Source organism: Bradyrhizobium sp. CB82 (genome assembly GCF_029714405.1).
In the GTDB taxonomy this organism is placed as follows: Bacteria; Pseudomonadota; Alphaproteobacteria; order Rhizobiales; family Xanthobacteraceae; genus Bradyrhizobium.
This window is the reverse complement of sequence record NZ_CP121650.1, coordinates 7,524,496-7,550,533: the sequence shown is the minus strand read 5'-3', so window position 1 is coordinate 7,550,533 and position 26,038 is coordinate 7,524,496. Positions and strand designations below refer to the sequence as shown.

The window sequence follows — 26,038 nt, the reverse complement described above, 5'->3', positions numbered from 1 at the left end:
GCCAGTTCAGGACGATCGAACACGAATCCAACAAGGACGCCACGATGACACAGAATGCCGAAAACGTGCTCGATCATTTCGAGCTGTTCCGAGGGCCCGAATACCAGCAAATGCTGGCGAACAAAAGAGCGCTCTTCGAGAATGCGCATGATCCGGCGGAGGTCGAACGTATCCGCGAATGGGCCAAAACTCCCGAATATCGCGAAAAGAACTTCGCACGCGAGGAACTGACCATTAATCCGGCCAAGGCTTGCCAGCCGTTGGGTGCCGTGTTTGCCTCGGTCGGATTCGAGAGCACGTTACCTTTCGTGCATGGCTCTCAGGGCTGCGTCGCCTACTATCGAAGCCACTTGTCGCGGCACTTCAAGGAACCAACGTCCTGTGTTTCCTCGTCGATGACCGAAGATGCAGCTGTATTCGGCGGTCTCAATAACATGATCGACGGGCTGGCCAACAGCTACAACATGTACAAGCCGAAGATGATCGCTGTCTCGACCACCTGCATGGCGGAAGTGATCGGCGACGATCTCAACGCCTTCATCAAGACGTCGAAAGAAAAGGGCTCAGTTCCGTCCGAGTTCGACGTCCCCTTTGCTCATACGCCCGCTTTTGTCGGTAGTCATGTCACCGGTTATGACAACGCCCTGAAAGGTATCATCGAGCATTTCTGGGACGGCAAGGCTGGTTCTGAGCCAAAGCTCGAGCGCCAGCCGAACGAGAAGATCAACTTCATCGGCGGCTTCGACGGCTACACTGTGGGCAATATCCGCGAGATAAAGCGCATTTTTGAGTTGATGGGCATCGAGTACACAATCCTCGCCGATAACAGCGACGTGTTCGACACGCCGACTGACGGTGAGTTTCGCATGTATGACGGCGGGACTACGCTGAAGGACGCCGCAAATGCCATCCATGCCAAGGCAACCGTCTCCATGCAGCAATATTGTACGGAGAAAACGCTGCCCTTCATCGAGAGCCATGGTCAGCAAGTCGTTGCGTTCAACCATCCGGTCGGCGTCAGCGCGACCGACGACTTCCTGATGACATTGTCGCGCATTACCGGAAAAGCAATTCCGAAGGGCCTGGAACAGGAGCGCGGTCGTCTGGTCGATGCCATGGCGGATTCCAGCGCACATATTCACGGTAAGAAGTTCGCAATTTATGGCGATCCCGACCTTTGCTATGGTTTAGCAGGCTTCCTGCTCGAGCTCGGTGCCGAACCCACTCACGTCCTATCGACCAACGGGACTAAGGCCTGGGAAGAGAAGATGCAGGCGCTATTTGCCAGTTCGCAGTTCGGCAAGGACTGTCATGCCTATCCAGGCAGGGACCTTTGGCACATGCGTTCGCTGCTGTTCACCGAGCCGGTCGATTTTCTGATCGGCAACACCTACGGCAAGTATCTGGAGCGCGACACCGGTACGCCCCTAATCCGCATCGGCTTTCCCGTGTTCGATCGTCACCATCATCACCGTTATCCGGTGTGGGGCTACCAGGGCGGCATGAATGTGCTGGTGAAGATACTCGACAGGATATTTGAAGAGATGGACAAGAACACCAACGTAGTCGGTAAAACAGACTACAGCTTCGACATCATCCGCTGATGTGAGCGTGTCTCCGCCTCATCGCCGCGTGTCGCGGCCGTGAGGTGGGGATCTACACCTCGACCGTTGCCAGGATCACAAACCATCCGCGGAAGGAGATAGCCGTGACTTCGCTCTCGGCCACGATCCAGAATGTCTTCAATGAGCCGAACTGCGCCAAGAACGCGAACAAGTCGGAGGCTGCGCGCAAGAAAGGCTGCACCAAGCAGCTGCAGCCCGGCGGGGCCGCCGGAGGTTGTGCCTTTGATGGCGCCAAGATTGCGCTACAGCCTTTTACCGACGTCGCTCATCTCGTTCACGGCCCCATCGCGTGCGAAGGCAATTCCTGGGACAATCGCGGCTCCGCTTCCTCAGGGTCCGATCTCTGGCGCAGGAGCTTTACGACCGACATGCATGAGATCGATGTCGTGTTCGGTGGCGAGAAGCGGCTGTACAAAGCCATAAAGGAAATTATCGCAAAGTATGATCCCCCTGCGATCTTCGTCTACCAGACCTGCGTGCCGGCCATGATCGGCGACGATATCAATGCTGTCTGCAAGATCGCATCGGCCAAGTTCGGGAAACCCGTCATTCCCGTCAATTCGCCGGGATTTGTCGGTTCGAAGAACCTGGGCAGCAAGCTTGCGGGTGAAGCGCTGCTTGAATACGTGATTGGCACGCAGGAGCCAGATTGCACAACGCCCTACGATATCAATCTCATCGGCGAATTCAATTTGTCCGGCGAGCTCTGGCAGATCAAGCCACTGCTCGACGAAATCGGCATTCGTATCCTGTCCTGCATCTCCGGCGATGGCAAATATCGCGAGGTTGCCTGCTCACATCGGGCACGCGCCGCCATGATGGTGTGCTCCAAAGCCATGATCAATGTCGCGAGCAAGATGAGGGAGCGTTACGGCATTCCATTCTTCGAGGGATCATTCTACGGCATCCAGGACGCCAGCGACGCCTTGCGAAAGATCGCGCGCATGCTGATCGAGCGCGGCGCTTCGCCCCAGTTGATGGAGCGCACCGAGGCTGCAGTCGCACGCGAGGAAGCAAAGGCCTGGGCTGCGATCGCGCGCTTCAAGCCGCGCTTTGCGGGCAAGAAGGTTCTGCTCATCACTGGCGGCGTGAAGTCATGGTCGGTGGTCGCGGCCCTGCAGGAAGCGGGGCTCGAGATCGTTGGTACATCGGTCAAGAAGTCGACCAGCGAAGACAAGGAGCGCATTCAAAAATTGATGGGCCATGATGCCCACATGATCGAGGATCTTACGCCGCGCGAAATGTACAAGATGCTCAAGGAGGCGAAAGCAGATATCATGCTCTCGGGCGGAAAGTCGCAGTTCGTCGCCCTGAAGGCGGCGACGCCATGGCTCGACATCAATCAGGAGCGCTGCCACGCTTATATGGGCTATGTCGGCATCGTGAACCTGATGGAAGAGATCGATAAGGCGCTCTACAATCCGATATGGGATCAGCTCCGTAGGCCCGCGCCGTGGGATGACGCGGAGATCAACTGGCAAGCAAAGGCGCTTGCGCAAGTGGATGTGTCGGCCGCCGGGGGCGAGCCGACCTTGCTCGGTGCGGAGAGGGCCCCGCCCGCCAAGAGAACCCGCTCGTCCAAGACCGTCGAGCTCAGCCTCATCGAGGATCGCATTCCCGCGCACGGCTCGAGCGTTTTCGGTGCCATGGCTCTGGATACCCACACTTCCGCCGCCGGCAAGCAAGCGAGCGAAAACAACCTGCCGGCCCAGCCGATGTCCGCGCTGCAGGCGGCGGAGTAGGGTGCAAGCTATGGCGATCGTTACCTGTTCCGACAAGGCCTGCACGATCAACCCGCTGAAGATGAGCCAACCGATCGGCGGCGCCTTCGCCTTCTTGGGACTTCGCGGTGCGATGCCACTCTTACACGGTTCGCAAGGTTGCACGTCTTTCGGCTTGACCCTCTTTGTCCGCCATTTCAAGGAGGCGGTGCCAATGCAGACCACTGCAATGAGCGAGGTTTCGACCGTGCTCGGTGGCTATGAGAATGTCGAGCAGGCTGTCCTCAATATCTACAAACGCGTCAAGCCTGAAATTATCGGCATCAATTCGACCGGCGTCACCGAGACCAAGGGGGACGACGTCGAGGCGTTCATCCGCCTTATTCGGCAAAATCATCCGCACCTCGAAAAGTTTCCGCTCGTCTACGTTTCGACGCCGGATTTCAAGGAGGCGTTTCAGGATGGCTGGGAAAAGACCGTTGCGCGACTGGTTGAGGTGCTTGTCGACCCGGTCGATCCGGCTGCGCCGCGCGATTGCTCGCGCGTGAACGTCCTGCCTGGTTGCCACCTCACCCCTGGCGATCTTGGCGAGCTTCGGACGATCCTTGAGGACTTTGGGCTGAGGCCCTCGATCCTGCCGGATATCTCGGGGTCGCTCGACGGTCACATCCCCGACGAATTCACGCCGACTACGATCGGTGGGATTGGGGTCGACGAGATCGCGACCATGGGGCAGGCGGTCTGGACGATCGCCATCGGAGCGCAGATGAGGCGCGCGGCCGAGGCGATGCAGGCGAAGACTGGCACGCCGTTCCGGCTATTCGAGCGGCTCTGTGGCCTCGTCCCCAGCGATGAATTCATGACGTTTCTGAGCGAGATTAGCGGCAAGCCGGTGCCGGCAAAATATCGCCGGCAGCGTGGCCAACTCGCGGACGCCATGCTGGATGCGCATTTCCATATCGGAGGTCGAAAGCTCGCGATCGGTGCCGAGCCGGACCTCTTGTTCGACATCTCCAGCATGCTGCACGAGATGGGCGCTGAGGTGACCGCTGCAGTGACGACAACGGCATCTCCGGTGCTCGAACGCGTCAAGGCCCAAGAGGTTGTTATTGGTGACCTCGAAGATCTGGAGGAGCTTGCCAAGGCGCGGGACTGCAATCTCCTTATCTGCCACTCGCACGGCCGCCAAGCGGCAGCACGGTTAGATATTCCGTTCTACCGGGCCGGCTTTCCGATGTTCGACCGACTCGGTGCAGCTCACCAGATCAGCGTCAGCTATCGCGGCACGCGCGAGCTGATCTTTGACCTCGCCAACCTCATCATTGCTGACCGCGAGGACAACCACCAGCCGATACCGGCAACTTGCAGATCACCGGCGCCGGTCTGCGTGTCGTTCCGCCGCAGCTGAACTGATGCGAGAATAGGAATCAGAGCCGATGAAAGTCGCATTCGCCACCCAGGATTTGAAGCGCGTCGATGCACATTTTGGTTGGGCCAAAAACATCGCCATCTATGAGGTTAGGCCCGAGGGGCACCACTTGATCGAGGCCATCCAGTTCGACGGCGATCTTAAAGAGGACGGCAATGAGGACAAGCTGGCACCGAAGATCGATGCCATCAAAGACTGCGCGATCCTGTACGTTGCTGCGATCGGCGGCTCCGGTGCAGCGCGTGTCGTGGCAAATAACATCCATCCGATGAAAGTGAGCCAGCCCGAAACAATCGACGATCTCTGCATCAAGCTCGAAGGTGTGTTAAAGGGCTCGCCGCCACCCTGGTTGCGCAAGGTTCTTGCCAAAGGCCACAAACGCTCGTTCGATTTCGAGGACTGAGGGACAGGACTATGAACGAGACGCTTGAATTGATTCAAGCCAGCCCCGCGGGGGAGGCGCCCTTCGTGAAGGAGCTTGTCAAGATCTGGCGCGCCGAGGACGGCCACGGCGCGTGGGATGGAAAAAGCGATCTCGAACTGCTGGAGCCCTATATTCTCGACAGGGAGAAGCGCCGCGCGTTGCCGATCGTCGGCGATCCCGATCCGGACACGATCTGGCGATTGGAATTGTTCTTCAACGCCGTTGCGGTGTCCATCGAGAGGGCCACCGGGGTGATGATCTCGCCGATGCTGAAAATGCATCATGAAGGCTTTGGCCGCATCGTGCTCATTGGCGGTCGGCTCATTGTTGTAAACAAGCAACTGCGCGACGTGCATCGTTTCGGTTTTGACAATCTCGCAAAGCTGGTTACGGAAGGTGACAAATATGTCAGCAAGGGAATCGAAATGATCCGCAGGTTCCCGGACGTTGCGAACTACTGAGGTGATAAATGAGCAATCTTGAAGCACTGAAAGCCGACATCAAGAAGCTCTCGGTCAAGGCTACTCAAGCAAAGATGGATCTCCACGATCTAGCCGAGGGACTGCCGGCCAACTGGACCTCGATCCTTAGCGTTGCCCAACAGGTCCACGACGCCTTCGACGAGCTAGAGCGCAAGCGCGAGGATCTCAAGGCGCAAGAAAAAGTATACGGGACTTGACATGTCATTTGCAACCCGCGACGGCCGTAGTTGGAAGCCCGAGTATCTGACTTCTATCGATCCCAAGAAATGCATCGGCTGCGGCCGCTGCTACAAGGTGTGTGGGCGCCAGGTCATGATGCTGAAGGGCATTAACGAGGCCGGCGAAATGGTCGATCTCGAAGACGATGATGACGAGGTCGAGAAGAAGGTCATGGTGCTCAATGATGACGGAGCGTGCATCGGCTGCGGTGCCTGCGCACGGGTGTGCCCGGCCAACTGCCAGACCCACGCTCCAGCCAGTTGAATCCAATCATCGCTTGAGGCGTTCTTAGGGGTCTTCTGGGGTGGCCCAAGCCTGTGAACGCCTGGAAGCTTCTTTGAGAGTACGAGCGACATTGCTCCACCTTTGCCGGCGGCTCGGCTTGCACCAAATTCAAGGAGGAGGCGGACGATTCTGCGCCATCGCGGGGCTGGTCCGCTGCGATTCAGTACTCGACGCTTGGCGTAATTGATGTCAGATTCCAAAAGGCAGATCAACTCTTGCTACTCGATCCCTTGTTCATGTGCCTTCCTCATCGCAGCAATGCGAAACCGCTCGTGGATAGCGGCAGGACTGCCGAGCATATCGGCCTCGGCCTTATGTAAAGCCGCGACAACGAGCTTCGCTTCCTCGCGCGTCAGCGGGACGCGGCCAGCCATGTGGGTGGCCTCGGGCACTGCGGCCAGAATCGCTCGGCGATATGGATGATTCTTGACTTCAATGAGCTCGTCAGTCTCGAGTCTGCCCCCAAGCATGATTGCGAGCCCGACGACCTCAAGCTTGCGGCCATCCTGAGTGGTCTTGATCAGAGTTGCCATTTCATTCAGTTTCCCACGCAGAAGATCAGTTATAGCGACCATGATCCCGATAGTCGCGTCACGGTCGAAGTCTTGGGTGGGTAGTCGTCCCGTCTGACCGCGCGATAATCCGCGCCAAGGCGTGAGGTGCCTGCGGTGAAGATCCGTTTTTGAAATCTGCCTGGGACCACAGGACAAAGTCGGACGGCTTGCTTAAGGCCAGCAACTTGAATCTAGTCGCGGCCAGCAGAACGTGTACCGGCGCTTCACCCATCTTCGCACTCCCTTCCTTGACGCGACAAAAATATCGACATCGCGGAGTCTGGACGCGGACGGGCATTGTCGTGATCGGGCCGCTCCAGCCAGCCGTCTTGAGTGACGAATTGAAAAACGGCAATTTGCACCAGGGCACCTTGCGTGCAAGGAGGTTTCACAATGTCGATGTGCTGTTCTAGCCCAGCGGAAAACTCCACTGTCACCCCCGCTCGATTGGCACCACGAGAGCAGTGGAGAAATCTGACACGATACGTTAGACAGGACGGTTCTCGTTGCGGTTCTTCACAGGCTTCATCTTGGCGAGACCTTCGTCGTAGGAGAGTTCATCGTAAAGTGCGTCGACGTTCTTGGCAGCATCGAGCAGATAGTCAAGCTTGCCGGCAGTATTTAGCTTCTTGATGTCGTTCTTGTCGACTCCAGCGAGATCCATCATCTCCTTCCATACTGTTGATTCGTCACAAGGCAGTACGCGGAATGTGATGTCACCGATCTTCGTACGGTATTTCGCCGATAGATCGATGTTGTTGCAGAACATGAAGTAGCTACCGTTCTGGCTCAATGCGCCGTCCAGCACTTTTGCGACATCGGCAAGATAGGCAAAAGAATGCAGGTAGCCGGCCAGGACCGGGATCGCTGTTTCTCCCTCGTTTGCGACAGTCAATACCTGCTCGACCGAATAGTCGGGCGGACGCTTCTCGTCGGCAACCTGAGCCTGGAATTTTAGTGCGATATCGCCGCGGAAGCCGAAACGGCCAGGCCTCGTGGTCTCACCCTTAAGCACCGCATTTAGCAAGCGGCCCTCCTTGTCCAGCCGGCCAAGCACGGTGTTTTCGATGGACGTCATGAAATTCTCCTCATTCGATGCGGCCAGTGCAGATGTTGCTCCCTATGCAAATTGTTTGCCGGCTTCAAACGCCTGCAGCAAAGTCAACGGCAATCGTTCGTCTGTGCTTAAGTAGACAAGCGTATCCGGCAGCGCAGAGATCGCGACAATCTCTTCCCAAGCAGCAAACCCTTGTGTCGCAAGCCCGACACGCCTCGCAACGCGAACAGGCCAGATCGGCAAAAGCCAAGCGCTGTCAGGAGTGCGATTGTTGGCATGGGACTTGCCAACATTATCGCCAAGTTGGCGCAGAGGGAAAGCGATGATTAATCTGACAGAGAGCGCGGAAAATGCGGTGAAGAACGCGATCTCTACGGCCGCGCCGCCTGCGAGCGGCTTGCGGATAATGGTCGAAGGTGGCGGCTGCGCCGGGTTCAAGTACACCATGGGACTTGCCCAGGCGCCGAAACCCGACGATACCGTGATCGAGAAAGGGGGCATCAAACTGTTTATCGACTACAACAGTCACGAGCATCTCGCCGGAACCACGATCGATTTCGTGGTGGCGCTGGAGGGCTCCGGCTTCACCTTTGACAATCCCAACGCAAAATCGAGCTGCTCATGTGGCAAGTCATTTAGCTAAGGTCGACTTGCGAAGAAGATGACAGAGAACGGACAATGCTCGTCGAGACTCAACAATCAAGACAATCGGCCGCCAAAGAGTCTTCCGGACGGGAGCAGATCGTCCGCGCCGTGCTCGACGAAATCCGGCCCAATCTGAAGCGTGACGGCGGAGATTGCGAGCTTATCGGCATCGATGGCAACAAGATCATGGTTAAGCTCACAGGCGCCTGCCTCTTCTGCAAGCTCGCAAGTGTGACCCTGGAAGGTATCCAGGAGCGGTTGATCGAGCGGCTAGGCGAATTTGTCCGCCTGATCCCGGTCACGAAATCTCCCAGAACCGGACACGGGATACTAAGGAAGACCCACCGTGCGGCCGATCTATCTGGACAATAACGCGACCACACGCACGGATCCGTCCGTCGTCGCGGCGATGCTGCCATTTTTCTCCGAGCAGTTCGGCAATGCCTCCTCCGCACATGCGGTGGGCAGGCAGGTCGCAGAAAGCATAAGAGAGGCCCGCAGGAGTGTGCAGGCGCTGATCGGTTCCGCCTTTGATCACGAGGTCGTTTTTACCTCAGGCGGTACCGAATCTGACAATACCGCGATCCTCTCGGCGCTCGCCGTGCAGGAGCAACGGGACGAGATTGTCACCACAGCTGTGGAACATCCAGCCGTGCTGTCGCTTACAGACGAGCTCGGCCGTCGTGGCAACAAGTGTCATCTGATTCCTGTCGATTGTGCCGGCCGACTCGACATTGACGCCTATCGCCGCGCGTTGTCCCCGCGTACCGCGGTTGCCTCCGTCATGTGGGCCAACAATGAGACCGGCACAATCTTTCCGGTCGAGGTCCTCGCCAAGATGGCGCGCTCCGTCGGCGCACTTTTCCACACTGATGCGGTGCAGGCCGTGGGGCGAATCCCCATCGACGTGAAGACGACAGAGATCGACATGCTGTCACTTTCCGGCCACAAGCTGCATGGTCCAAAAGGCATTGGCGCCCTCTATGTGCGCAAAGACACCAAGTTTAGGCGGCTGATCTTCGGCGGCCCCCAGGAGCGCCGCCGGCGCTCCGGCACCGAGAATGTGCCCGGCATCATCGGGCTCGGTAAGGCTTCCGAGCTCGTTGCTGTGGAGCTCGGACGTGAGCGGATGAAAATAGCCGCGCTGCGCAATCGGTTGGAGCAGGGCGTCCTGGAACTCGGCAATTGCGTGGTGCTCGGCGACCAAGAGAACCGCCTTCCGAACACATCAAATATCGCCTTTGAACATCTGGAAGGTGAAGCAATCACTCATCATTTGAATCGCGCCGGCGTTGCAGTGTCCTTAGGATCAGCCTGTGGGTCCGGCTCTATGGAGCCGTCGCATGTGCTGCGCGCAATGAACGTACCGTCGATCCTGTTGCGCGGCGCGATCCGCTTCTCATTGTCTCGTGAGACCACGAGCGAAGAGATCGATCGTGTCCTTGTTATGCTCCGGAAGATCATTGCGAAGCTGAGAGGGGCATCACCTGAGGTGCCGGAGCGTGCAAGGTCTATCTCTCGATTCAATGAGTCTATCCAATGAAGGTCATTATTCGTCGTTCACCTGAAGCCGGTCTTTCGATTTACGTGCCCAAGAAGGATCTTGAAGAGCCGATTGTTGAATCTGAGCACGAGACGCTGTGGGGCGGCTGGATCAGAATCGCCAATGGCTGGGTGCTCGATCTCCCGCCGATGACGAGCGACACAACCTTGCCCATTACAGTCAACGCAAGGAAGCGTGGCGGCGACCGCGAAGAGGCATGAACGCGCTCAATCCACCAATCGAGTTCGTTAATCGGCCGGCGGCCGAAGCCATGCTCCGCAAGGTTGCCGAGGAGCTTCGTCACGGCAAAGTTGTTCCCTATCTTGGACCCGGCCTAGCGGAGTTGTCGAACGCGAGTGTACCGATAAGTTTCGAGGATCTAGCGGCATTCTTCGGCAGCAGGCTGGCGTTGCCAAGACGCACGAGAGGGAACGCCTGGGCCTGTGCACAGCACATTGAGACCACGAGGCACCGCACCACCCTGACAGCGATGATGGCGGACGCCTTTAGCGCGCAGGTCGAACCGGCGCAGCTACAGCGGCATCTCGCAAGGCTGCCGCTGCCGCTGATCGTCGATAGCTGGTACGATGGCGCGATGAGAAACGCCCTGACTGGACGCAGCAATTGGGGCGAGGTCCAGGGCATCACTCGCGCCGGTCTTGGTGAGCAGCGTTGGTACCGCTACTATGATGCAGCAGGCACTGAAGTCGACTGCTCTTCGGCAAGAGGGTGGAAAACGATCCTTTACAAGCCACACGGCGGCGTCGCCCCGGCCAAGAATTTCCTTGTCTCCGATGCCGACTATGTTGAGGTGCTAACCGAAATCGACATACAGACGCCGATTCCGGACGAGGTCAGGGATCGCCGCACCGGCCGCAGCTTCCTATTTCTTGGTTGCCGCTTTAACGATCAGCTTCTGCGTACCTATGCGCGACAGGTGTTAAAGCGCTCTTGCGATGTACACTACGCGGTGATCGAGCCCGACACGCTCTCCAAGAACGAGCGCCGCTTTCTGCTCGAGCAGGGCGTGAGGCCGCTCGCAATTCCGCTCGCCCATACCGTCGAGATCCTCCAGACCAGTTAGCGGACGCAGTCGATTTTGCGGCAGTCGGAAAGGGAACTTTCCTCCCCGCATCGCCGCCACCTAATGAGCGATCCTTCCAGCAAATCAGAGGGACGAGGGTGACAGATCAACATCTCTGCTCACGCGCCGCTGCGTGCAGTCTTAGCAACAAGGCATGTCGTCTTTCCAACATACCTCGGCAACACAACATCCGTGCGTTTTGTAACTCATTGAACGCGACCAATAAAACTCGCGTGCCGCGGCCATGGCACGCCGGTTGCTTAGACCCGGAGACACGAAGCTTGTCAGGTCTGAAGGGAGAACTGGGCCGATGGATGCTCCAACGCAACAGGAAGCATCGAGCAGCGCTATTGAGATCGGCGAAATCACGAAGATGATTGCCGAGAAAAAGGGCTGCGGCAGCGGCAGGGCTGGCTGCGGCTCGCAGGCGAGCCGCAACGATCTGCCAGCCGAGACATGGGAGAAGGTGAAAAACCACCCCTGTTACAGTGAGGAGGCGCATCATCACTATGCGCGCATGCATGTCGCGGTCGCTCCGGCCTGCAATATCAAGTGCAACTACTGCAACCGAAAATATGACTGTGCTAATGAATCGCGTCCCGGCGTGGTCAGCGAGAGGCTGACGCCAGAACAGGCCGCTAAGAAGGTCGTGGCGGTCGCTTCCACGATTCCGCAAATGACCGTGCTCGGCATCGCCGGTCCTGGCGATCCCCTCGCCAACCCCGAAAAGACCTTCAAGACGTTCGAGCTCGTCCGAGGGGCCGCGCCCGATCTCAAGCTGTGCCTGTCAACGAACGGTCTGGCATTACCCGATCATATCGACACCATCACAAAATTCAATGTCGACCACGTCACGATCACGATCAATATGATCGACCCCGTGATCGGCGCAAAGATCTATCCCTGGATCTTCTACAAGCACAAACGCTATACCGGCATCCAAGCTGCAAAGATCCTCACCGATCGCCAGCTCCAGGGGTTGGAAATGCTCGCTGCGCGCGGGGTCCTCTGCAAGGTCAACTCCGTCATGATCCCCGGGATAAACGATCGGCACCTCCTTGAGGTCAACAAAGCTGTGAAATCGCGCGGTGCTTTCCTGCACAATATCATGCCTTTGATTTCCTCACCCGAACACGGCACCGTGTTCGGTTTGAATGGCCAGCGCGGCCCGACCGCGCGGGAATTGAAGGCATTGCAGGATGGCTGCGAGGGTGAGATGCGCATGATGCGCCACTGCCGTCAGTGCCGGGCCGATGCGGTCGGCCTCCTCGGCGAAGACCGTCGCGCGGAGTTCACCACCGAAGAAATCATGGAGATGAATGTCAAATACGATGTTGAGAGCCGCAAGGGCTACCAGGCCAAAATCGAGGAAGAGCGCGCCGCCAAGACCGCTGCGGAGCGCGCCGACCTTACGAAACGCGCAGATAACGGTAGCGACCTTAAGCTGCTGGTGGCGGTCGCGACCAAGGGAGCCGGCCTGATCAACGAACACTTTGGGCATGCCAAGGAGTTCCAGGTCTATGAGCTCTCCAGCGGCGGTGCCAAATTCGTTGGCCATCGACGCATCGATCTGTACTGCCAGGGAGGCTATGCGGAGGAAGGATGCCTTGCGACCATCATCGGGGCTATTAGCGATTGCCATGCGGTGTTCATCGCCAAGATTGGCGGCCGCCCCAGGGCCGAGTTGATCAAAGCCGGCGTCGAGCCGGTCGATCAGTACGCTCATGAGCCAATCGATAAGGCAACGATCGCCTGGTTCGAGGCCTATCTCGACAGGGTCAACAGCGGCACGATCCAACATGAAGAACGTGGTGATGCTGCGATCCGCCCGCGGGCCCTGACTTCCGCGGCGTGAGATGAGAAAAACCAATGCCGTTCAAGATCATCGCCTCTCAGTGCACAGGCTGTTCGGCCTGCGAGCCAGAATGCCCCAACGTCGCGATCGCGGAGAAGGGCGGAACGTTTGTGATTGATCCCAAGAAATGTACCGAATGCATCGGCCATTTTGACGAGCCGCAATGCGTGGCGGTCTGCCCAGTCGACAACACCTGTGTCATCGACACCTCGCTTGCGCGCTACCAGGAGCCCGCTTGAGCGGAGGACAGGACATGAACGTTAGGAATATAGGAGCGGTGCGACGAATTGCCCGCTTGATGCTCCGGTCTGACAGACGCTCCGGCTGCGACCTTTGCCTGGCGATTAGCCCGGGCGGATGTTCAGGACTTGCCTGTGGAGTGAGCCTGATAGAAGAGCCGTGGGGCCTTGATGCCAAGGTCGAGAACGATCGCGTCGAGCCGCTCCGGGAGAGCTCGCAGCTGTGCGACAGTGCGACGATTGACTTGCCAGATGGGCCGAAGCGAACCGGGTTCGTATTGCAGGATCACAAGCAAGTCTCCAACCGCCACTATTGATTGTAAGGGGCTGCCAACGATGCCAGAAGCTCTGTTCAGCCCGCAATCGGAGATCAACGAGGCGCTCCTCAGCAGCACTTTGCTCGGACACGGACTGCCGAGCGAGGCCGAGCATCACCTATGGGAGGCGAGCCTCTTCTATCATCTCGATGAGGTCGCCGAAGGCCACTTGCGCCAGGCGGAGGCACTCGCACCAGAGCACGCCGCAGTGCTGATCGGCCTCTTTCGCTTCTATTTCTACAAGGCGCGTCTCGCCGAGGCGCTGGAGGTCGCTCAGCGATGCATAATCAAGGCGGCCGAGGTGAACAATCTTTCGTCGGACTGGCGCCTTGTCCGTGCCGGTGACGCGGCATTCGGCTGTTATGAAAACACTCTGCCGCGCTTCTTTCTATTCTCGCTGAAGGGATATGCCTATTTGCAAATGCGGCTCGGTCGAACCGAGGAAGGGCGGATAGCCATCCAAAAGCTACTGGAGCTCGATCCCACTGATAAGATCGGTGCCAAGGTTCTCCTACGTGTGCTTGAACACATGGGTCAAGACGATGACTGACAACATCGGCGCGGCGCAAAACGGACTGGACCTTATGAACCTTGTCGACGACCCATACAGGCTAGCGCGCGAGGTCGCGCGTTCGCGACTTGCCTTCGAACCAGAACGAGGACCCCGGCATGCGCACCAGTGTTCCTGATGATGACGTCGTCGAGCTGATGGCAGGACCCGTCTTCGACTTTGGCGAGAAGGTGCGGGCCAATCGCACCATTCGCAATGACGGCACCTATGCCGGCAAAGAGATCGGCGACATCCTGGCCAAGAAGGGCGAGGTCGGCTACGTCGTGTCGATCGGAACTTTCCTGCAGCGGTTCTACATCTACGGCGTCCAATTCATCGAAAGCGGCAACAGGGTCGGCATGAAGCGCAAGGAACTCGATCCGATCGTGCCTCGCGACACGGTCGAAGACCTGCTCTTGCCGGGAGCTAAATCACGATGATCAAAGCCAAGCCGCCAAAATTTCAGCCGGGCCAGCGCGTGAAGGCGATGTTCGACCTGGTCAATGACGGATCCTTCCCCGATGCTCCAGCGGAACGACGCCTGGTCAGGCTCGGTGACATCGGCAAGATTGTCCAGGTTGGCAGACACACAGACGCGAACCTGCCGATCTATCTGGTCGAGTTTGGTGAAAAATTGGTCGTCGGCTGCCTCGAAAGAGAAATTGGCTTAATTTCGGGAGTGGACAAATGATCGCGGGCTTAGCCAGAAATCCGGGACGACCCGCGCACCCTAACGACGTCGACCGTATGCGAATCGAGCGCGCGCTAAAATCGAGAGAACGCTACCGTTATGTCAAAGCGAGCATCACCGCAGTTGCCGGCGGCTACCTGATCGAAAGTCCATGCTGCTCGCGCAACATCGACATCGAAGGCGGGATCATTGACGTGGCCCTGCTGCACCACAACAGCGCAAGCGCCTGCTGGCAGGTGTTCCGAAAGGATCATAAGAAGTGCGTCTGGAAGCTGCACTCGACCCACCGGCGCTTGGCCGCGGTGACCGATCTCTTGAACGCCGATCCGGAACGCGTGTTCTGGCAATAAGGAGCCAAGGGATGGCTTTGGGAGCAGACGAAATCGCGGACATCGAGCAGGAGCTCGGGTCATTCGATGATGTATCTCAAGCTCATGCGGCGTTGCGAAAGAGATACCCGCATCTGGCCTGGATCCGATGCGACCCCTCCGATCTCACCGAAATACCATTTCGCAGCATCGGGCCGTTCGACCTGCATTTGCTCGACGGCGCCGATCATTGTGCGCGGATCACGGACGATCCGGCCCGGGCGACCGGCATTGTGTTGGTCAAGCGGGCCGCCGAGCTGTGACCGGTCCACACCTTCCCTACGGCTGTGTTGCTGAGACCGGCGAAGAGCCGGGTGCAGCGGGACATAGCTCATTGATTTCGTTGTCGGATCCCGACATTACCCGGGCCGAAATCGCAGCAGTCGATCGCGTGTTGTGCTCGCAGCGACTCTCTAACGGCGAGGTCACCGAACAATTCGAGGCGGCATTTGCCGCCTATCTCGGGCGGAACTACGCCGTCGCGGTATCGAGCGGCACCATTGGCCTTCTGCTTTGCCTGAAGGCTTGTGGCATTGCCGCGGGCGACGAAGTGGTTGCCTCCTCCCATTCATATCGCGAAACTGCGCATGCAATCAGCCTCGCGGGTGCACGGCCGGTGTTTGCGGACATTGACTATTGGTCCGGGACGCTCGCGCCGCAGAAAGTCGAGGAACGCATCACGTCAAAGACCCGCGCCATCCTCGCCGCCAACATCAATGGCCATCCTGCAGCCTGGTCGGAGCTGCAGGATATCGGCAGTAGGCACAATCTGCTGCTGCTGGAAGATTCCACTGAGGCTATCGGCTCGCGCTACAAGGGCCAACTGGTCGGCACCTTCGGCGATGTCGCCGTGTTTGATCTGTCCCAGCCCTCGCTTCTGACCTGCGGCGAAGGCGCCATAGTGGTTACCGATGATATCGAGCGAGCGGTGGCGCTACGTCGCCACCGCTCGCATCGGCTGGGCGATCGTTCTTCCGTTTCCGTCAGTGCGGTTGCACCATATCAGGCCGGGATGAGCGATCTTTCCGCTGCGCTGGGACTTGCGCAGCTAAGGCGTATCGACGAGATCTTGGAGCGGCGCCGGCTGATCGAGCAGCTTTATGCGACGCATATGCAGTCGTTCGAGGGCATCAAACCTCCCTATGTCGAGTCCGACGCGACTGAAGTCTACTGGTTCCTCTACGTTGTCCATCTCGGGACGCGTTTCACGCGCTCCAGCCGCGATGCGGTCGTCGAGGATCTCCGCGTCCGGCAAGTCGAGGCTGCCGCCTACAGCCGTCCCCTGCACCTGCAGCGGCACTATTTCGATCTCGGCTACCGCCGCGGCGATCTGCCGGTGATCGAAAAGATCTCCGATCGCGCCGTCGCACTACCGTTTCATACGCATCTCACCGACAGCCAGATCGAGTTCATCGTTGAGACCATGAAAGACGCCTCGATCAATGTGGGCGCTGGAGCGGCGATCTACTGAGCAGCCGATAAATGCATCAAGTCCGGCAATTGTCTCGCCAATCGATACGAATTCTTGTTGTCTCTGCGACAGTCCGTCGGCTCGATCGTCAGGGGCGAATGTCGGAGTAGCATCCCGTCGCGGACTCTTTCGGCAGATGGCCGTCGCTACAGTTGGTTTGGAGCTTGCATGAAGCCGTGCCAGAGCAGGAGTGAGCGACCATGGGGATGGCTGGATCGGAGATTGAGGCCTTGATCCGCGAGGCGTTTCCCGACGCCGATGTAATCGTGACCGAGCTCGGAGGCACCGGGTGTTACTGTGGCGCACGAATCGTGTCACAGATCTTTGCCGGAAAGAGTCGTATCCAGCAGCACCAGATGATTTATGAGGCGCTAAAGGGCAAGAAAGCCAACACGTTCCAGGCGCTTGTGCTTAAAACCACCGTCCCAAAATGAGCCGCCTGCAAGGAAAGACTCAATGGGTGACCTAACCGGACAATGCATTCAGCGCCTCAGTGCTGGAGGTGACATCCAACGTTTCGAACCGGCCGATCGTCGTACGGCTCTAGTTAGAACAGGAGCTCTCGGCGACTGCGAGATTGCTCCCGATATGTCCAAAGAGGGTGAGCTCACCACTGCGACGATAGTGCATTTGAGGTAATAGAAGCATGGACAACAACATGAACGAGTTTGAACTTCCGCAGCTCTACCGGCATCACGTTTTTTCCTGCCACACTCAGCGCCCACCGGACCATCCGCACGGCAGCTGTGGGACGGCAGGCGGTGGACCTCTGTGGGAACGGCTCGGCAAAGCGATCGAGGCGAGAGGCCTCACCGATGTCGGCCTCACAGCAGCCGGCTGTCTCGGGTTCTGCGCCTCCGGTCCCCTGATGGTCGTCTATCCTGACGGTGTCTGGTATCGTCCGCGTAGCCCGGAAGACATTGACGAGATTGTTGACTCCCATTTGAAAAATGGCCGCCGTGTCGACCGCCTCGTCATCGTGCTGACGCGGAGTTAGCGCCGCGTGTATGAAGTCAGACGTCGCTGCGTTGCATCGGTGTTGGCGCAGAAAGGGACCCTCTCATCGCACTTCAGCGGGAACTGGGTGCCTCATCTGTCCGCGTCGTAGAAATGCCGGGCGCTGGTACAAGGCAATAGTGCCTCCGTGCGCGTGCAGTTCAAAAGCTCGCGCCTCGGGCATCCGCCCAGCAGTGACAGTACGGGTTCCCGGTCAAATCCGGCACATTTCATATTACTGGCTTCGATCAGTGGACGCCGGATCAGCAGAGGATTTTCGAGCAACAAGGCGATCGCGTCGATTGCATTGATCGACACCGGCTTAACTGCGCCCGATTTCACCTGGGGCGCGGCGGGGTTGAACCAGGATCGAACCGGCGTGTCACCAAAGAAAGTGAGCAGATTTGGCGCTGTCCAGAGCTCGGTCAGCAAGTTCTTTGCAACGACGCGATGTCCCGCCGCCTCAAGGGCGCGAATCTGGCGCGCGTTCGTGGCGCAGCCGGGCTTCTGCCAAAACAGAACAGTAGCCATGTCCAATATCCTCTCTCTTTACAGTGGGCTGGATTAACTGACGTCGTTGTTATTCCTCTTTACGAGCGCGATCGAGGGGTGGCGGGATCATCGCTCTCTGCATGTCGCGTTCTCGTCAAATCGCCACTGGTGAGGTGGTAGCAATTTCTGTTCCGCATTGTGCAGCTGCTTCGCAGCAGAATCTTACTTTCGGAGCCGGCTCTGTCCGACTTCTGACAGGACCGTTATCGGTCGGCAGCGCCTGTTGGTCGTTAACTTCAGGGTTCCTCGAGCGCGATCAAACCCGTGGCGCAAGCGCCGCGAATGGCACGCCAGTTGCTACTTGGATGCTGCAGGAGTGAGGCTGGAGCGCGCCTGACGCTACTGGCGAGCAATTTCTCCTCCCCAAAGCTCGTGTGTCCCTCCTTTCTGAGAGAGAAACCACCTTGCACAAACCCAGCGCCAAATCGTTGAAAAGCGATCGATGGAGAGCAACATGTCACTGAGACAAATCGCGTTTTACGGCAAGGGCGGTATCGGAAAATCGACCACATCACAGAACACGCTCGCAGCGCTTGCCGAGATGGGTCATAAGATCTTGATCGTCGGCTGCGATCCGAAAGCCGACTCGACCCGCCTGATCCTGCATGCCAAGGCACAGGACACGATCTTGAGTCTCGCGGCGAGCGCCGGCAGCGTCGAGGATCTCGAGATCGAGGACGTCTTGAAGGTCGGTTATAAGGATATCCGCTGCGTGGAATCCGGTGGTCCGGAGCCCGGCGTCGGGTGCGCTGGGCCGGGCGTCATTACGTCGATTAACTTCCTGGAAGAGAACGGCGCCTACGAGGACATCGATTACGTGTCCTACGACGTGCTCGGCGACGTCGTCTGCGGCGGCTTTGCGATGCCGATACGCGAGAACAAGGCGCAAGAGATCTACATCGTCATGTCCGGCGAGATGATGGCGATGTACGCCGCCAATAACATCTCCAAGGGCATTCTGAAGTATGCCAATTCCGGCGGCGTGCGGCTCGGCGGCTTGATCTGCAATGAGCGGCAGACCGACAAGGAGCTGGAACTGGCGGAAGCGCTCGCCAAGAAGCTCGGCATCCAGCTGATCTACTTTGTTCCCCGTGACAACATCGTCCAGCATGCCGAGCTACGTCGCATGACGGTGCTGGAATATGCGCCGGACTCCAAACAGGCGGAGCACTATCGCAATCGCGCGTCCAAAGTCCACAACAATGGCGGCAAGGGCATCATTCCGACGCCGATCAGCATGGACGAACTTGAGGATATGCTGATGGAGCACGGCATCATGAAGCCAATCGACGAAAGCCGGGTCGGAAGGACCGCTTCCGAGCTCGCCGCCATTTCGGCGTGACATAGTGTACCGGTCTCGCAAAAAGGCCGGCATCATAAATGAGGGACTAACGATGGAGTTGTCGGCAATTGTAGCGGAGGAGCGGCGATTCGATGCGATCTCAATTCCGTCGGGCGGCCTCCCCGCTGATAGACGGCAGGCCGGAATCGAACTCTACCGTCTTCTAATTGGCTGCGATCCGGCAGACGCCGACGTCAGTGATAATGGAGATTTTGATCGGCATGTGCTCGCCTCAGTTCTTTGCGCCGCTGTGATGGATGGCGGACCGCTTCCTGACCGGGCGGGCCTGACCACGGAGGACCTCAACAAACTGCTGGCGCAGTGTTTCTCATCAGCGCCCATACGCAACCTCGTCTCGATGGAAAACGTCGTTCCGACCAGCGACGAGGAGATCATGCTGCGCGACCTTCTGCTTGCACAGCGATCGACGGAGGGTGAGACCAGCCGCTGGTTGGCAGCCATGATCGCGCGGCGAGCGATGGAGCCGAACCATTTGTGGGAAGATCTCGGGTTGCGGGAGCGGCTTGAGTTATCGCGCCTCTTGGCGCGTCATTTCGCACCCCTGGCAGCGCAAAATATCAAAAATATGCGCTGGAAGCGCTTCTTCTATCGCAGATTGTGCGAGGAGGAAGGTTTGGTCATGTGCACGACGCCTGTGTGCACACAATGCAACGATTTCAATCACTGTTTCGGCGAGGAGACCGGCGAGAGCAGGATGGCGGAGCGCCGCCGCGACTATCTGCGGGGAGTGGAGGTCATGTCGGAGCCACCAGCAATCCGCAGGCGCGAGTGAAAAGATTATGGACGGGCTTTCCGCCAACAGCCTCGCAGGACCGCCGGAGGCTGCGCAGGCTGAACTCGCGCGACGGCTTTGGATCGGACGTTCCGCGAAAGCGTACACGCGGCGACTACGTGAGGTGGGCGTGCGGCCGACGCGCCAACGTGCACTGCTGGCTCAGTTACTCTTCGCAAGGGGCGATCGCCATGTCACCGCCGAAATGCTCTTCAACGAGGCGATCGAAGCCAACATCGAGCTATCGATTGCGACCGTATACAACACGCTAAACCAGTTCGCGAAAGCTGGCTTGCTGCGCCGAGTCATGCCCAACCGCTCAAGACTGTTCTTTGATACCGATACCAGCATACATCCGCATTTCTATATCGTCGGCGAAGGCATTTTGATCAATATTCCCGAAAAGCTCCTGTTTGCGCAGATGCCGAAGGCCCTACCGGGCCACGAGATTTCTCGGCTCGACGTCATCATTTACATCCGTAGGACAGTCGACATCTGATGCGTCGCAAGTCCTACATTGTTGTGTTTATGACCAACCCAGTTACTGCCTTGAAGCACTTTCATTTCATAAGGCTGCCTCACCGGTACGCGTGGCACAGCCGTTGCTCACGATTCAGCGGGGAAGGCGGAAACCGCCATGGCCTTTGGAGTAACCGTGTCTGGAAAGTTGACAAGACAGATAGTCCTGAATGACACCACGTTACGCGACGGCGAGCAGGCTCCCGGCGTGGCCTTCACAACAGCGGAAAAGCTATCGATTGCACGTGTGCTAGCAAGCGCCGGGATCACCGAGATCGAGGCCGGCACGCCGGCGATGGGCTATGAAGAAGTCAGCGCGATCCGCGCAATTGTCGAAGCTAGCTTAGAAGCGACAATCATAGCCTGGTGCCGGATGAAACGTTCTGATGTCGACGCAGCAATCGAATCTGGCGTCACGATGGTTAATATTTCGGTCCCATCCTCCGACCTGCAAATAGCCGCCAAGCTCGGCATCGGTCGGGTCGCCGCGCTCGAGCAGCTGAAGCGGATCGTGGGCTACGCTCGCGACAGGGGGCTCGATGTCGCGGTCGGAGGCGAAGACTCCTCGCGCGCCGACGTCAACTTCCTAATCGAGCTCATCACCGCGGCAAAAAACGCCGGCGCCCGTCGCTTCCGTGTCGCTGACACGCTCAGCGTGCTCGATCCCGATTCGGCCTTTGCGCTGGTGGCGGCGCTGCGTGCCACCACAGACCTCGAGATTGAATTCCACGGCCACGACGACCTGGGCCTTGCAACCGCCAACACGCTCGCCGCAATCAAGGCCGGTGCAACGCATGCCTCAGTCACTGTGATCGGCCTCGGCGAGCGGGCTGGCAACGCGCCGCTGGAAGAGGTCGCAGTTGCGCTCAAACAACTGTATGGATGCGATACCGGCGTCGTGCTGCCGGAACTCGAGAATGTCGCTGCCCTCGTCGCGGCCGCCGCCGTCCGTACCATCCCGCTCAACAAAGCGATTGTCGGCGAGCACGTCTTTACGCACGAATCCGGTATCCATGTCGATGGTCTCCTGAAGGATCAGCGCAGCTATCAGGCGCTCGATCCACAACTGCTCGGTCGCTCCAATCGATTTGTAATCGGCAAACATTCGGGGATCGCGGCGATCACAGCGCTGCTGTCTGAATTGCGGCTTTCCGTCAGCGCCGAGGAAAGCAGGGCGATTCTTGCGCGCGTCCGCAAGCATGCTGTTGAGCACAAGGGTGGGGTGGGGCGCGAGACCGTGATGACGATCTGGCGCGAGGTCTGCGAGCGCTCCCTGCCCAAGGGGGCGTAAGGCCGCCATGTCCAAAATAGTCGTCGTCTCTGTTCTCGAACGCGTAGCCAGGACCGCACGTCAGCGCCTTGGGCCCCGATGACGAACATGTGGTAGAAATACGGATGGAAATGATGTCAAACGGTATCCTTTTTCAATTAGGCAAGGCCGCAGCGGCCGAGGAGTTTTTTGAGCTGCTCGGTGTCAAGTACGATCCAAAAATCGTCAATGTGGCGCGGCTCCACATCCTGCGACGCATGGGGCAGTATCTCGCGGCTGAAGACTTGAATGCTGCAACCGATGCGGAGGTCGCTGAACGGTGTAAAGCCGTACTGGAGCGGGCATACGCCGACTTCGTAGCCTCCTCTCCAATCGATCAACGCGTTTTCAAGGTTCTGAAGGAGGCCGTCGCACCACGGCCGAAGAAAGCGCTACCCCTCGTGAAACTCGACAGGTTGAAGTGATGACGCTTCACTTCACCTCGCTTTCGTTCGCTGCCTCTTCGGTCTTCCCGTAGCGGCGCGGCTGCTGCGGGAAGGTGCGAGTCCGGCTTTGCTCGAAGGGCTGTCGCGATTGCGACCTTCCGAATTGCGACGTCATGCTAACCCTCCTTGTCGTGGCTAAGTTCGCCTGTGGACGATCATATGCAATGGACTTAATGCCGCTGTTCGGTTTCCGACGTGTGGTCGCCGCATCTTTTGTCGCGTCGGGCCTCGGTCGGCCGAGGGGCATGCCGCTGATTTTGTAAGCATCTGTATTAACACCGAAATTCGAGTGCCCGCCCAGTTGGTACGACACTTGCTGACTGCATTGGCAGCAAAGCCTTGGAGAAGCGCATGCACATCGTCGTCTGCATTAAGAAAGTCCTCGTTTCCGCGCAGATGAGCGTGCACGCTGTGAGCAAGACCATCATGCCTCAAACGGGAAAGTCCGACCTCCAAGATCTGTTTGCATTCGTGCCGTGCGACCTCCGTGGTTCGCCGGCTGTGCCGAACGTTAATTTGGGCCGGAGTCACACGGCAAGACTGTTCTAATCGAAGTTCGGCGAGCAACTCGGCCACCCCCTTAAGGGGAGTCCCCCTCGAGCGCCAAACGTACTCCGAAAAGCCGATCTCGCGAGGTTGGCGCACGGCTAGTATAGCAAGGAAGACTAATACCATGAGCAGTACCCCCAAAAGCCGCGCTCCGGCCGCCGCCTCTGGCCGTGCCGCGACCAAGAAGGAGTTGCCCGAGCGCTTTAAGGCCTACAAGCACGTTTGGGTTTTCGTCGAGCAGGAACGCGGGGTTGTGCACCCCGTGTCCTGGGAACTCATGGGTGCCGGCCGTAAGCTCGCCGACAAGCTCAAGGTTGATCTTGCTGCGGTCGTCATCGGCCCGCAAGGTGAGGCGACACAGCAAGCGGCCGCGCAGTCTTTCTGCTACGGTGCTGACCTCGTATACATGGTTGCCGACAATCTCTTGGCCGACTATCGCAACGAGTCCTACACGAAGGCTCTGACCGACCTTGTCAACGGCCACAAGCCGGAAATCTTACTCTTGGGGGCGACTACGCTCGGCCGCGATCTCGCGGGCTCGGTCGCAACTACGTTGCTTACGGGACTGACTGCCGATTGCACAGAGCTCGATGTCGATGCCGACGGTTCCCTCGCCGCGACGCGCCCGACCTTCGGAGGCTCGCTACTCTGCACGATCTATACGCTGAACTTTCGTCCGCAGATGGCAACCGTCCGCCCACGTGTGATGCCGATGCCAAAGCGCGTCGCGCGGCCTGTCGGCCGAATTATCACCCAGTTACTCGGACTCGTCGAAGACGACATCGTCACAAAAGTTCTCTCTTTCCTGCCTGACCGCAACTCAGCAAAATCTAACCTTGCTTATGCCGATGCCGTTGTCGCGGGCGGCCTTGGGCTCGGATCACCGGAGAATTTTCAGCTGGTGCACCAGCTGGCGACCGCGCTTGGGGCCGAATACGGCAGTTCGCGGCCGTTGGTACAGAAGGGCTGGGTCACTTCCGATCGTCAGATCGGCCAGACCGGCAAGACAATCCGACCAAAGCTTTATATCGCCGCCGGCATTTCGGGGGCGATCCAGCACCGAGTTGGCGTTGAGGGCGCCGACCTCATCGTTGCTATCAACACCGATAAGAACGCGCCGATTTTCGATTTCGCTCATATAGGCATCGTCACCGATGCCATCCATTTCTTGCCGCCGCTCACCGCCGCGTTCCGCGAGCGGCTGTCGCCACATTCCAGCGATCGGATAGCAGGTTAAAGGAGTACGATCATGATCGAGGAAAAATTCGATGCCATCGTCGTTGGCGCGGGCATGGCCGGCAATGCGGCCGCGCTCACTTTGGCCGAGGGTGGCATGAAGGTGTTGCAGCTCGAACGTGGTGAGTATTCGGGCTCAAAGAACGTGCAGGGCGCGATCCTCTATGCCGACATGCTCGAGAAGCTGGTTCCCAATTTCCGTGAGGACGCCCCGCTTGAGCGGCATTTGGTCGAGCAGCGCTTCTGGATGATGGACGATCGCTCGCACACCGGGCTGCATTATCGCTCCGAAGATTTCAACGAGGACAGGCCGAACCGCTACACCATCATCCGCGCTCAATTCGACAAATGGTTTTCGCAAAAGGTTCGCGAAGCGGGCGCCACAGTGTTATGCGAAACGACTGTCACCGACCTGGCACAAGACTCCCATGGCAAGGTTATCGGTGTAAGGACCGATCGCCGCGATGGGGAGATCCATGCCGACATCGTCGTGTTGGCGGAGGGCGTCAACGGCATGCTCGGCACGCGGGCCGGCCTACGCGAGCGGCCGAAGGCCGAGAAGGTTGCGCTCGCAGTCAAGGAAATGCACTTCCTGCCGCGCGAGATCATTGAGGCGCGTTTCAACCTGAAGAGTGACGAAGGCGTAGTGATCGAGGCCGTAGGCACGATTTCTCGCGGCATGACCGGCATGGGCTTTATCTACGCCAACAAGGAATGCATCTCGCTGGGTATCGGCTGTTTGGTCGCCGACTTCCAGCGCACGGGCGAGACGCCTTACGGCCTGCTCGATCGTTTCAAACGGCATCCTTCGGTCGCCCCGCTTATAGAAGGCTCCGAGGTGAAGGAGTATTCTGCTCATCTGATCCCAGAAGGGGGATTCAAAGCGATACCGCAACTCTACGGCGATGGCTGGGTCGTGATCGGCGACGCCGCGCAGCTCAACAACACAATTCATCGCGAAGGCTCAAATCTCGCGATGACCTCGGGCCGGATTGCGGCCGAAGCGATCCTTCAGATCAAGTCGCGAAATCAACCGATGATCCCGCAGTATCTCGCGCTCTACAAGAAGATGCTCGACGATTCCTTCGTGATAAAGGATCTAAGGAAGTACAAAGACATGCCGGCGCTGATGCACACTCGCTCGCAAAACTTCTTCCTGACCTATCCGCAGCTCGTCTCCAAGGCCATGCAGAACTTTCTGCGCGTCGACGGCACGCCAAAAATTGAAAAGGAAAAGCTCACACTTAGATCGTTCACCAGCGCGCGCTCGCGGAGAGGTCTATTTGGCGATGCCTTTCGCCTCGTGCGCGCGTGGCGGTGAACGGAGGAGCAGGAAGTGCCAACGACGGAGACCGAATTATGTCGATCGAACTAGCCATGCGTGTCGAAGATAAGCTATTCAATAACCGCTATCTCGTCGATACCGGCCGCCCCCACATCAAGGTGCGGCCGCATGCCAAACCATCGCCGCAGCTTTTGTCGATGTTGAAGGCTTGCCCAGCGCGCTGCTATGAGCTCAACGAACAGGGCCAGGTCGAAGCCACTGTCGACGGCTGCATCGAATGCGGCACTTGCCGAGTCGTTTGCGAGGAGAGCGGTGATATCGAATGGAGCTATCCGCGAGGCGGCTACGGCGTGCTATTTAAATTCGGATAAAGCAAGATGGGAAGTTTCCCGAAGAGGCGCGATTCGCGAGCTTCGAGGCGTCTTCCATGATCTGCTTGAGGGCTATGAGAG

Annotated in this window: 34 protein-coding genes; 30 read left to right on the top strand and 4 right to left on the bottom strand. The window is 58.3% G+C overall.

Features of this window, described 5'->3' with window-relative positions; all coding sequences use genetic code 11:
* Positions 1–44: 44 nt before the first annotated feature.
* The 7 genes from nifK to fdxB all read left to right on the top strand — a co-directional run bounded on the left by nifK (position 45) and on the right by fdxB (position 6,164).
* A complete protein-coding gene (nifK, locus tag QA640_RS36500) occupies positions 45–1,604 on the top strand; it encodes a nitrogenase molybdenum-iron protein subunit beta (protein WP_283037607.1) in 1,560 nt (519 codons plus the stop codon).
* Positions 1,605–1,708: 104 nt separating this feature from the next.
* Complete coding sequence (gene nifE, locus QA640_RS36495; RefSeq protein WP_283037606.1) at positions 1,709–3,367, top strand: nitrogenase iron-molybdenum cofactor biosynthesis protein NifE; 1,659 nt, start codon at positions 1,709–1,711, stop codon at positions 3,365–3,367.
* A gap of 10 nt (positions 3,368–3,377) precedes the next feature.
* Positions 3,378–4,754 (top strand): nitrogenase iron-molybdenum cofactor biosynthesis protein NifN, encoded by a 1,377-nt coding sequence (gene nifN, locus QA640_RS36490; protein ID WP_283037605.1) that lies wholly within the window; start codon positions 3,378–3,380, stop codon positions 4,752–4,754.
* A gap of 28 nt (positions 4,755–4,782) precedes the next feature.
* The gene (nifX, locus tag QA640_RS36485; protein WP_283037604.1) at positions 4,783–5,178 is read left to right on the top strand and encodes a nitrogen fixation protein NifX; all 396 of its coding nucleotides are present in this window, start codon (positions 4,783–4,785) and stop codon (positions 5,176–5,178) included.
* A gap of 11 nt (positions 5,179–5,189) precedes the next feature.
* Positions 5,190–5,660 (top strand): NifX-associated nitrogen fixation protein, encoded by a 471-nt coding sequence (locus QA640_RS36480; RefSeq protein WP_283037603.1) that lies wholly within the window; start codon positions 5,190–5,192, stop codon positions 5,658–5,660.
* Between the two features lie 8 nt (positions 5,661–5,668).
* A complete protein-coding gene (locus tag QA640_RS36475; protein ID WP_283037602.1) occupies positions 5,669–5,878 on the top strand; it encodes a CCE_0567 family metalloprotein in 210 nt (69 codons plus the stop codon).
* Between the two features lies 1 nt (position 5,879).
* Positions 5,880–6,164, top strand: coding sequence for a ferredoxin III, nif-specific (fdxB, locus tag QA640_RS36470; RefSeq protein ID WP_057741134.1), 285 nt, complete (start codon positions 5,880–5,882; stop codon positions 6,162–6,164).
* Between the two features lie 239 nt (positions 6,165–6,403).
* On the opposite strand, the gene QA640_RS36465 is transcribed toward fdxB, so the two are convergent.
* On the bottom strand, positions 6,404–6,718 hold the full coding sequence (locus QA640_RS36465; protein WP_283037601.1) for a hypothetical protein: 315 nt from the start codon (positions 6,716–6,718) through the stop codon (positions 6,404–6,406).
* A gap of 508 nt (positions 6,719–7,226) precedes the next feature.
* Positions 7,227–7,817 carry a hypothetical protein gene (locus QA640_RS36460; RefSeq protein WP_283037600.1) on the bottom strand — a complete coding sequence of 197 codons (591 nt, stop codon included), beginning with the start codon at positions 7,815–7,817 and terminating at the stop codon, positions 7,227–7,229.
* 301 nt (positions 7,818–8,118) lie between these two features.
* Between QA640_RS36460 and QA640_RS36455 the strand changes: the two genes are divergently transcribed.
* The 15 genes from QA640_RS36455 (at position 8,119) to QA640_RS36385 (ending at position 17,556) form a co-directional block, all read left to right on the top strand.
* A complete protein-coding gene (locus tag QA640_RS36455) occupies positions 8,119–8,439 on the top strand; it encodes an iron-sulfur cluster assembly accessory protein (RefSeq protein ID WP_283042995.1) in 321 nt (106 codons plus the stop codon).
* A gap of 35 nt (positions 8,440–8,474) precedes the next feature.
* On the top strand, positions 8,475–8,813 hold the full coding sequence (locus QA640_RS36450; RefSeq protein ID WP_283037599.1) for a NifU family protein: 339 nt from the start codon (positions 8,475–8,477) through the stop codon (positions 8,811–8,813).
* The gene (gene nifS, locus QA640_RS36445) at positions 8,788–9,984 is read left to right on the top strand and encodes a cysteine desulfurase NifS (RefSeq protein ID WP_283037598.1); all 1,197 of its coding nucleotides are present in this window, start codon (positions 8,788–8,790) and stop codon (positions 9,982–9,984) included. Before QA640_RS36450 ends, nifS begins: the two co-directional genes overlap by 26 nt.
* Positions 9,981–10,205, top strand: a complete 225-nt coding sequence (gene nifT / locus QA640_RS36440) for a putative nitrogen fixation protein NifT (RefSeq protein ID WP_057741121.1) — start codon at positions 9,981–9,983, stop codon at positions 10,203–10,205. Before nifS ends, nifT begins: the two co-directional genes overlap by 4 nt.
* Positions 10,202–11,068 (top strand): SIR2 family protein, encoded by an 867-nt coding sequence (locus QA640_RS36435; RefSeq protein ID WP_283037597.1) that lies wholly within the window; start codon positions 10,202–10,204, stop codon positions 11,066–11,068. The genes nifT and QA640_RS36435 overlap by 4 nt, the downstream gene beginning before the upstream one ends.
* A gap of 310 nt (positions 11,069–11,378) precedes the next feature.
* A complete protein-coding gene (nifB, locus tag QA640_RS36430; protein WP_283042994.1) occupies positions 11,379–12,923 on the top strand; it encodes a nitrogenase cofactor biosynthesis protein NifB in 1,545 nt (514 codons plus the stop codon).
* Positions 12,924–12,937: 14 nt separating this feature from the next.
* Positions 12,938–13,162, top strand: coding sequence for a 4Fe-4S binding protein (locus QA640_RS36425; RefSeq protein ID WP_283037596.1), 225 nt, complete (start codon positions 12,938–12,940; stop codon positions 13,160–13,162).
* A 336-nt stretch (positions 13,163–13,498) separates the two neighbouring features.
* A complete protein-coding gene (locus QA640_RS36420; RefSeq protein WP_283042993.1) occupies positions 13,499–14,029 on the top strand; it encodes a hypothetical protein in 531 nt (176 codons plus the stop codon).
* 119 nt (positions 14,030–14,148) lie between these two features.
* Positions 14,149–14,469, top strand: a complete 321-nt coding sequence (locus QA640_RS36415) for a nitrogen fixation protein NifZ (RefSeq protein ID WP_283037595.1) — start codon at positions 14,149–14,151, stop codon at positions 14,467–14,469.
* The gene (locus tag QA640_RS36410; RefSeq protein WP_283037594.1) at positions 14,466–14,720 is read left to right on the top strand and encodes a nitrogen fixation protein NifZ; all 255 of its coding nucleotides are present in this window, start codon (positions 14,466–14,468) and stop codon (positions 14,718–14,720) included. Before QA640_RS36415 ends, QA640_RS36410 begins: the two co-directional genes overlap by 4 nt.
* Complete coding sequence (locus tag QA640_RS36405) at positions 14,717–15,070, top strand: hypothetical protein (protein WP_283037593.1); 354 nt, start codon at positions 14,717–14,719, stop codon at positions 15,068–15,070. The genes QA640_RS36410 and QA640_RS36405 overlap by 4 nt, the downstream gene beginning before the upstream one ends.
* A gap of 11 nt (positions 15,071–15,081) precedes the next feature.
* Positions 15,082–15,351, top strand: coding sequence for a hypothetical protein (locus QA640_RS36400; protein ID WP_283037592.1), 270 nt, complete (start codon positions 15,082–15,084; stop codon positions 15,349–15,351).
* 71 nt (positions 15,352–15,422) lie between these two features.
* Entirely contained in the window at positions 15,423–16,559 is a 1,137-nt protein-coding gene (locus QA640_RS36395) for a DegT/DnrJ/EryC1/StrS family aminotransferase (RefSeq protein WP_283037591.1), read from the top strand.
* A 200-nt stretch (positions 16,560–16,759) separates the two neighbouring features.
* Positions 16,760–16,993, top strand: coding sequence for a BolA/IbaG family iron-sulfur metabolism protein (locus tag QA640_RS36390; protein WP_283037590.1), 234 nt, complete (start codon positions 16,760–16,762; stop codon positions 16,991–16,993).
* Positions 16,994–17,217: 224 nt separating this feature from the next.
* The gene (locus QA640_RS36385) at positions 17,218–17,556 is read left to right on the top strand and encodes a (2Fe-2S) ferredoxin domain-containing protein (RefSeq protein ID WP_283037589.1); all 339 of its coding nucleotides are present in this window, start codon (positions 17,218–17,220) and stop codon (positions 17,554–17,556) included.
* A gap of 92 nt (positions 17,557–17,648) precedes the next feature.
* Here the strand turns inward: QA640_RS36385 and QA640_RS36380 are convergent, their stop codons facing one another.
* Positions 17,649–18,086 carry an ArsC/Spx/MgsR family protein gene (locus tag QA640_RS36380; RefSeq protein WP_283037588.1) on the bottom strand — a complete coding sequence of 146 codons (438 nt, stop codon included), beginning with the start codon at positions 18,084–18,086 and terminating at the stop codon, positions 17,649–17,651.
* Between the two features lie 463 nt (positions 18,087–18,549).
* Between QA640_RS36380 and nifH the strand changes: the two genes are divergently transcribed.
* From nifH to nifW, 5 genes are all read left to right on the top strand, one after another.
* On the top strand, positions 18,550–19,449 hold the full coding sequence (nifH, locus tag QA640_RS36375) for a nitrogenase iron protein (RefSeq protein ID WP_283037587.1): 900 nt from the start codon (positions 18,550–18,552) through the stop codon (positions 19,447–19,449).
* A 52-nt stretch (positions 19,450–19,501) separates the two neighbouring features.
* Positions 19,502–20,242, top strand: coding sequence for a nitrogen fixation protein NifQ (locus tag QA640_RS36370; protein WP_283037586.1), 741 nt, complete (start codon positions 19,502–19,504; stop codon positions 20,240–20,242).
* 130 nt (positions 20,243–20,372) lie between these two features.
* Complete coding sequence (locus QA640_RS36365) at positions 20,373–20,741, top strand: transcriptional repressor (RefSeq protein WP_283037585.1); 369 nt, start codon at positions 20,373–20,375, stop codon at positions 20,739–20,741.
* Between the two features lie 138 nt (positions 20,742–20,879).
* On the top strand, positions 20,880–22,052 hold the full coding sequence (gene nifV / locus QA640_RS36360; protein ID WP_283037584.1) for a homocitrate synthase: 1,173 nt from the start codon (positions 20,880–20,882) through the stop codon (positions 22,050–22,052).
* Positions 22,053–22,162: 110 nt separating this feature from the next.
* Positions 22,163–22,495 carry a nitrogenase stabilizing/protective protein NifW gene (gene nifW, locus QA640_RS36355; RefSeq protein ID WP_283042992.1) on the top strand — a complete coding sequence of 111 codons (333 nt, stop codon included), beginning with the start codon at positions 22,163–22,165 and terminating at the stop codon, positions 22,493–22,495.
* A 7-nt stretch (positions 22,496–22,502) separates the two neighbouring features.
* Here nifW and QA640_RS36350 read toward each other — a convergent pair whose 3' ends face one another.
* Positions 22,503–22,631, bottom strand: a complete 129-nt coding sequence (locus tag QA640_RS36350; protein ID WP_283037583.1) for a hypothetical protein — start codon at positions 22,629–22,631, stop codon at positions 22,503–22,505.
* Between the two features lie 558 nt (positions 22,632–23,189).
* On the opposite strand from QA640_RS36350, the gene QA640_RS36345 reads away from it, so the two are divergent.
* Genes QA640_RS36345 through QA640_RS36335 form a run of 3 tightly spaced genes read left to right on the top strand, consistent with a single transcriptional unit; the run spans position 23,190 to position 25,957 of the window.
* Complete coding sequence (locus tag QA640_RS36345; protein WP_283037582.1) at positions 23,190–24,302, top strand: electron transfer flavoprotein subunit alpha/FixB family protein; 1,113 nt, start codon at positions 23,190–23,192, stop codon at positions 24,300–24,302.
* A 12-nt stretch (positions 24,303–24,314) separates the two neighbouring features.
* Positions 24,315–25,622, top strand: a complete 1,308-nt coding sequence (locus tag QA640_RS36340) for an FAD-dependent monooxygenase (protein ID WP_283037581.1) — start codon at positions 24,315–24,317, stop codon at positions 25,620–25,622.
* Positions 25,623–25,660: 38 nt separating this feature from the next.
* Positions 25,661–25,957: a ferredoxin family protein gene (locus tag QA640_RS36335; RefSeq protein WP_283037580.1), complete on the top strand. Its 297-nt coding sequence runs from the start codon at positions 25,661–25,663 to the stop codon at positions 25,955–25,957.
* Positions 25,958–26,038 lie beyond the last annotated feature (81 nt).

Excerpts from the sequence above, each read along its gene's own strand:
- QA640_RS36450 (WP_283037599.1), top strand. The coding sequence starts at position 8,475 with ATGCTCGTCGAGACTCAACAATCAAGACAATCGGCCGCCAAAGAGTCT.
- QA640_RS36350 (WP_283037583.1), bottom strand. The coding sequence starts at position 22,631 with ATGACGTCGCAATTCGGAAGGTCGCAATCGCGACAGCCCTTCGAGCAA.
- nifX (WP_283037604.1), top strand. The coding sequence starts at position 4,783 with ATGAAAGTCGCATTCGCCACCCAGGATTTGAAGCGCGTCGATGCACAT.
- QA640_RS36420 (WP_283042993.1), top strand. The coding sequence starts at position 13,499 with ATGCCAGAAGCTCTGTTCAGCCCGCAATCGGAGATCAACGAGGCGCTC.
- QA640_RS36480 (WP_283037603.1), top strand. The coding sequence starts at position 5,190 with ATGAACGAGACGCTTGAATTGATTCAAGCCAGCCCCGCGGGGGAGGCG.
- QA640_RS36435 (WP_283037597.1), top strand. The coding sequence starts at position 10,202 with ATGAACGCGCTCAATCCACCAATCGAGTTCGTTAATCGGCCGGCGGCC.
- QA640_RS36410 (WP_283037594.1), top strand. The coding sequence starts at position 14,466 with ATGATCAAAGCCAAGCCGCCAAAATTTCAGCCGGGCCAGCGCGTGAAG.
- QA640_RS36385 (WP_283037589.1), top strand. The coding sequence starts at position 17,218 with ATGAACGAGTTTGAACTTCCGCAGCTCTACCGGCATCACGTTTTTTCC.
- QA640_RS36455 (WP_283042995.1), top strand. The coding sequence starts at position 8,119 with ATGATTAATCTGACAGAGAGCGCGGAAAATGCGGTGAAGAACGCGATC.
- QA640_RS36390 (WP_283037590.1), top strand. The coding sequence starts at position 16,760 with ATGGGGATGGCTGGATCGGAGATTGAGGCCTTGATCCGCGAGGCGTTT.
- QA640_RS36345 (WP_283037582.1), top strand. The coding sequence starts at position 23,190 with ATGAGCAGTACCCCCAAAAGCCGCGCTCCGGCCGCCGCCTCTGGCCGT.
- nifB (WP_283042994.1), top strand. The coding sequence starts at position 11,379 with ATGGATGCTCCAACGCAACAGGAAGCATCGAGCAGCGCTATTGAGATC.
- QA640_RS36460 (WP_283037600.1), bottom strand. The coding sequence starts at position 7,817 with ATGACGTCCATCGAAAACACCGTGCTTGGCCGGCTGGACAAGGAGGGC.
- fdxB (WP_057741134.1), top strand. The coding sequence starts at position 5,880 with ATGTCATTTGCAACCCGCGACGGCCGTAGTTGGAAGCCCGAGTATCTG.
- QA640_RS36340 (WP_283037581.1), top strand. The coding sequence starts at position 24,315 with ATGATCGAGGAAAAATTCGATGCCATCGTCGTTGGCGCGGGCATGGCC.
- QA640_RS36425 (WP_283037596.1), top strand. The coding sequence starts at position 12,938 with ATGCCGTTCAAGATCATCGCCTCTCAGTGCACAGGCTGTTCGGCCTGC.
- nifH (WP_283037587.1), top strand. The coding sequence starts at position 18,550 with ATGGAGAGCAACATGTCACTGAGACAAATCGCGTTTTACGGCAAGGGC.
- nifW (WP_283042992.1), top strand. The coding sequence starts at position 22,163 with ATGATGTCAAACGGTATCCTTTTTCAATTAGGCAAGGCCGCAGCGGCC.
- QA640_RS36405 (WP_283037593.1), top strand. The coding sequence starts at position 14,717 with ATGATCGCGGGCTTAGCCAGAAATCCGGGACGACCCGCGCACCCTAAC.
- nifK (WP_283037607.1), top strand. The coding sequence starts at position 45 with ATGACACAGAATGCCGAAAACGTGCTCGATCATTTCGAGCTGTTCCGA.
- QA640_RS36335 (WP_283037580.1), top strand. The coding sequence starts at position 25,661 with ATGTCGATCGAACTAGCCATGCGTGTCGAAGATAAGCTATTCAATAAC.
- QA640_RS36380 (WP_283037588.1), bottom strand. The coding sequence starts at position 18,086 with ATGGCTACTGTTCTGTTTTGGCAGAAGCCCGGCTGCGCCACGAACGCG.
- nifN (WP_283037605.1), top strand. The coding sequence starts at position 3,378 with ATGGCGATCGTTACCTGTTCCGACAAGGCCTGCACGATCAACCCGCTG.
- QA640_RS36370 (WP_283037586.1), top strand. The coding sequence starts at position 19,502 with ATGGAGTTGTCGGCAATTGTAGCGGAGGAGCGGCGATTCGATGCGATC.
- QA640_RS36465 (WP_283037601.1), bottom strand. The coding sequence starts at position 6,718 with ATGGCAACTCTGATCAAGACCACTCAGGATGGCCGCAAGCTTGAGGTC.
- QA640_RS36475 (WP_283037602.1), top strand. The coding sequence starts at position 5,669 with ATGAGCAATCTTGAAGCACTGAAAGCCGACATCAAGAAGCTCTCGGTC.
- QA640_RS36400 (WP_283037592.1), top strand. The coding sequence starts at position 15,082 with ATGGCTTTGGGAGCAGACGAAATCGCGGACATCGAGCAGGAGCTCGGG.
- nifV (WP_283037584.1), top strand. The coding sequence starts at position 20,880 with ATGGCCTTTGGAGTAACCGTGTCTGGAAAGTTGACAAGACAGATAGTC.
- QA640_RS36415 (WP_283037595.1), top strand. The coding sequence starts at position 14,149 with ATGCGCACCAGTGTTCCTGATGATGACGTCGTCGAGCTGATGGCAGGA.
- nifT (WP_057741121.1), top strand. The coding sequence starts at position 9,981 with ATGAAGGTCATTATTCGTCGTTCACCTGAAGCCGGTCTTTCGATTTAC.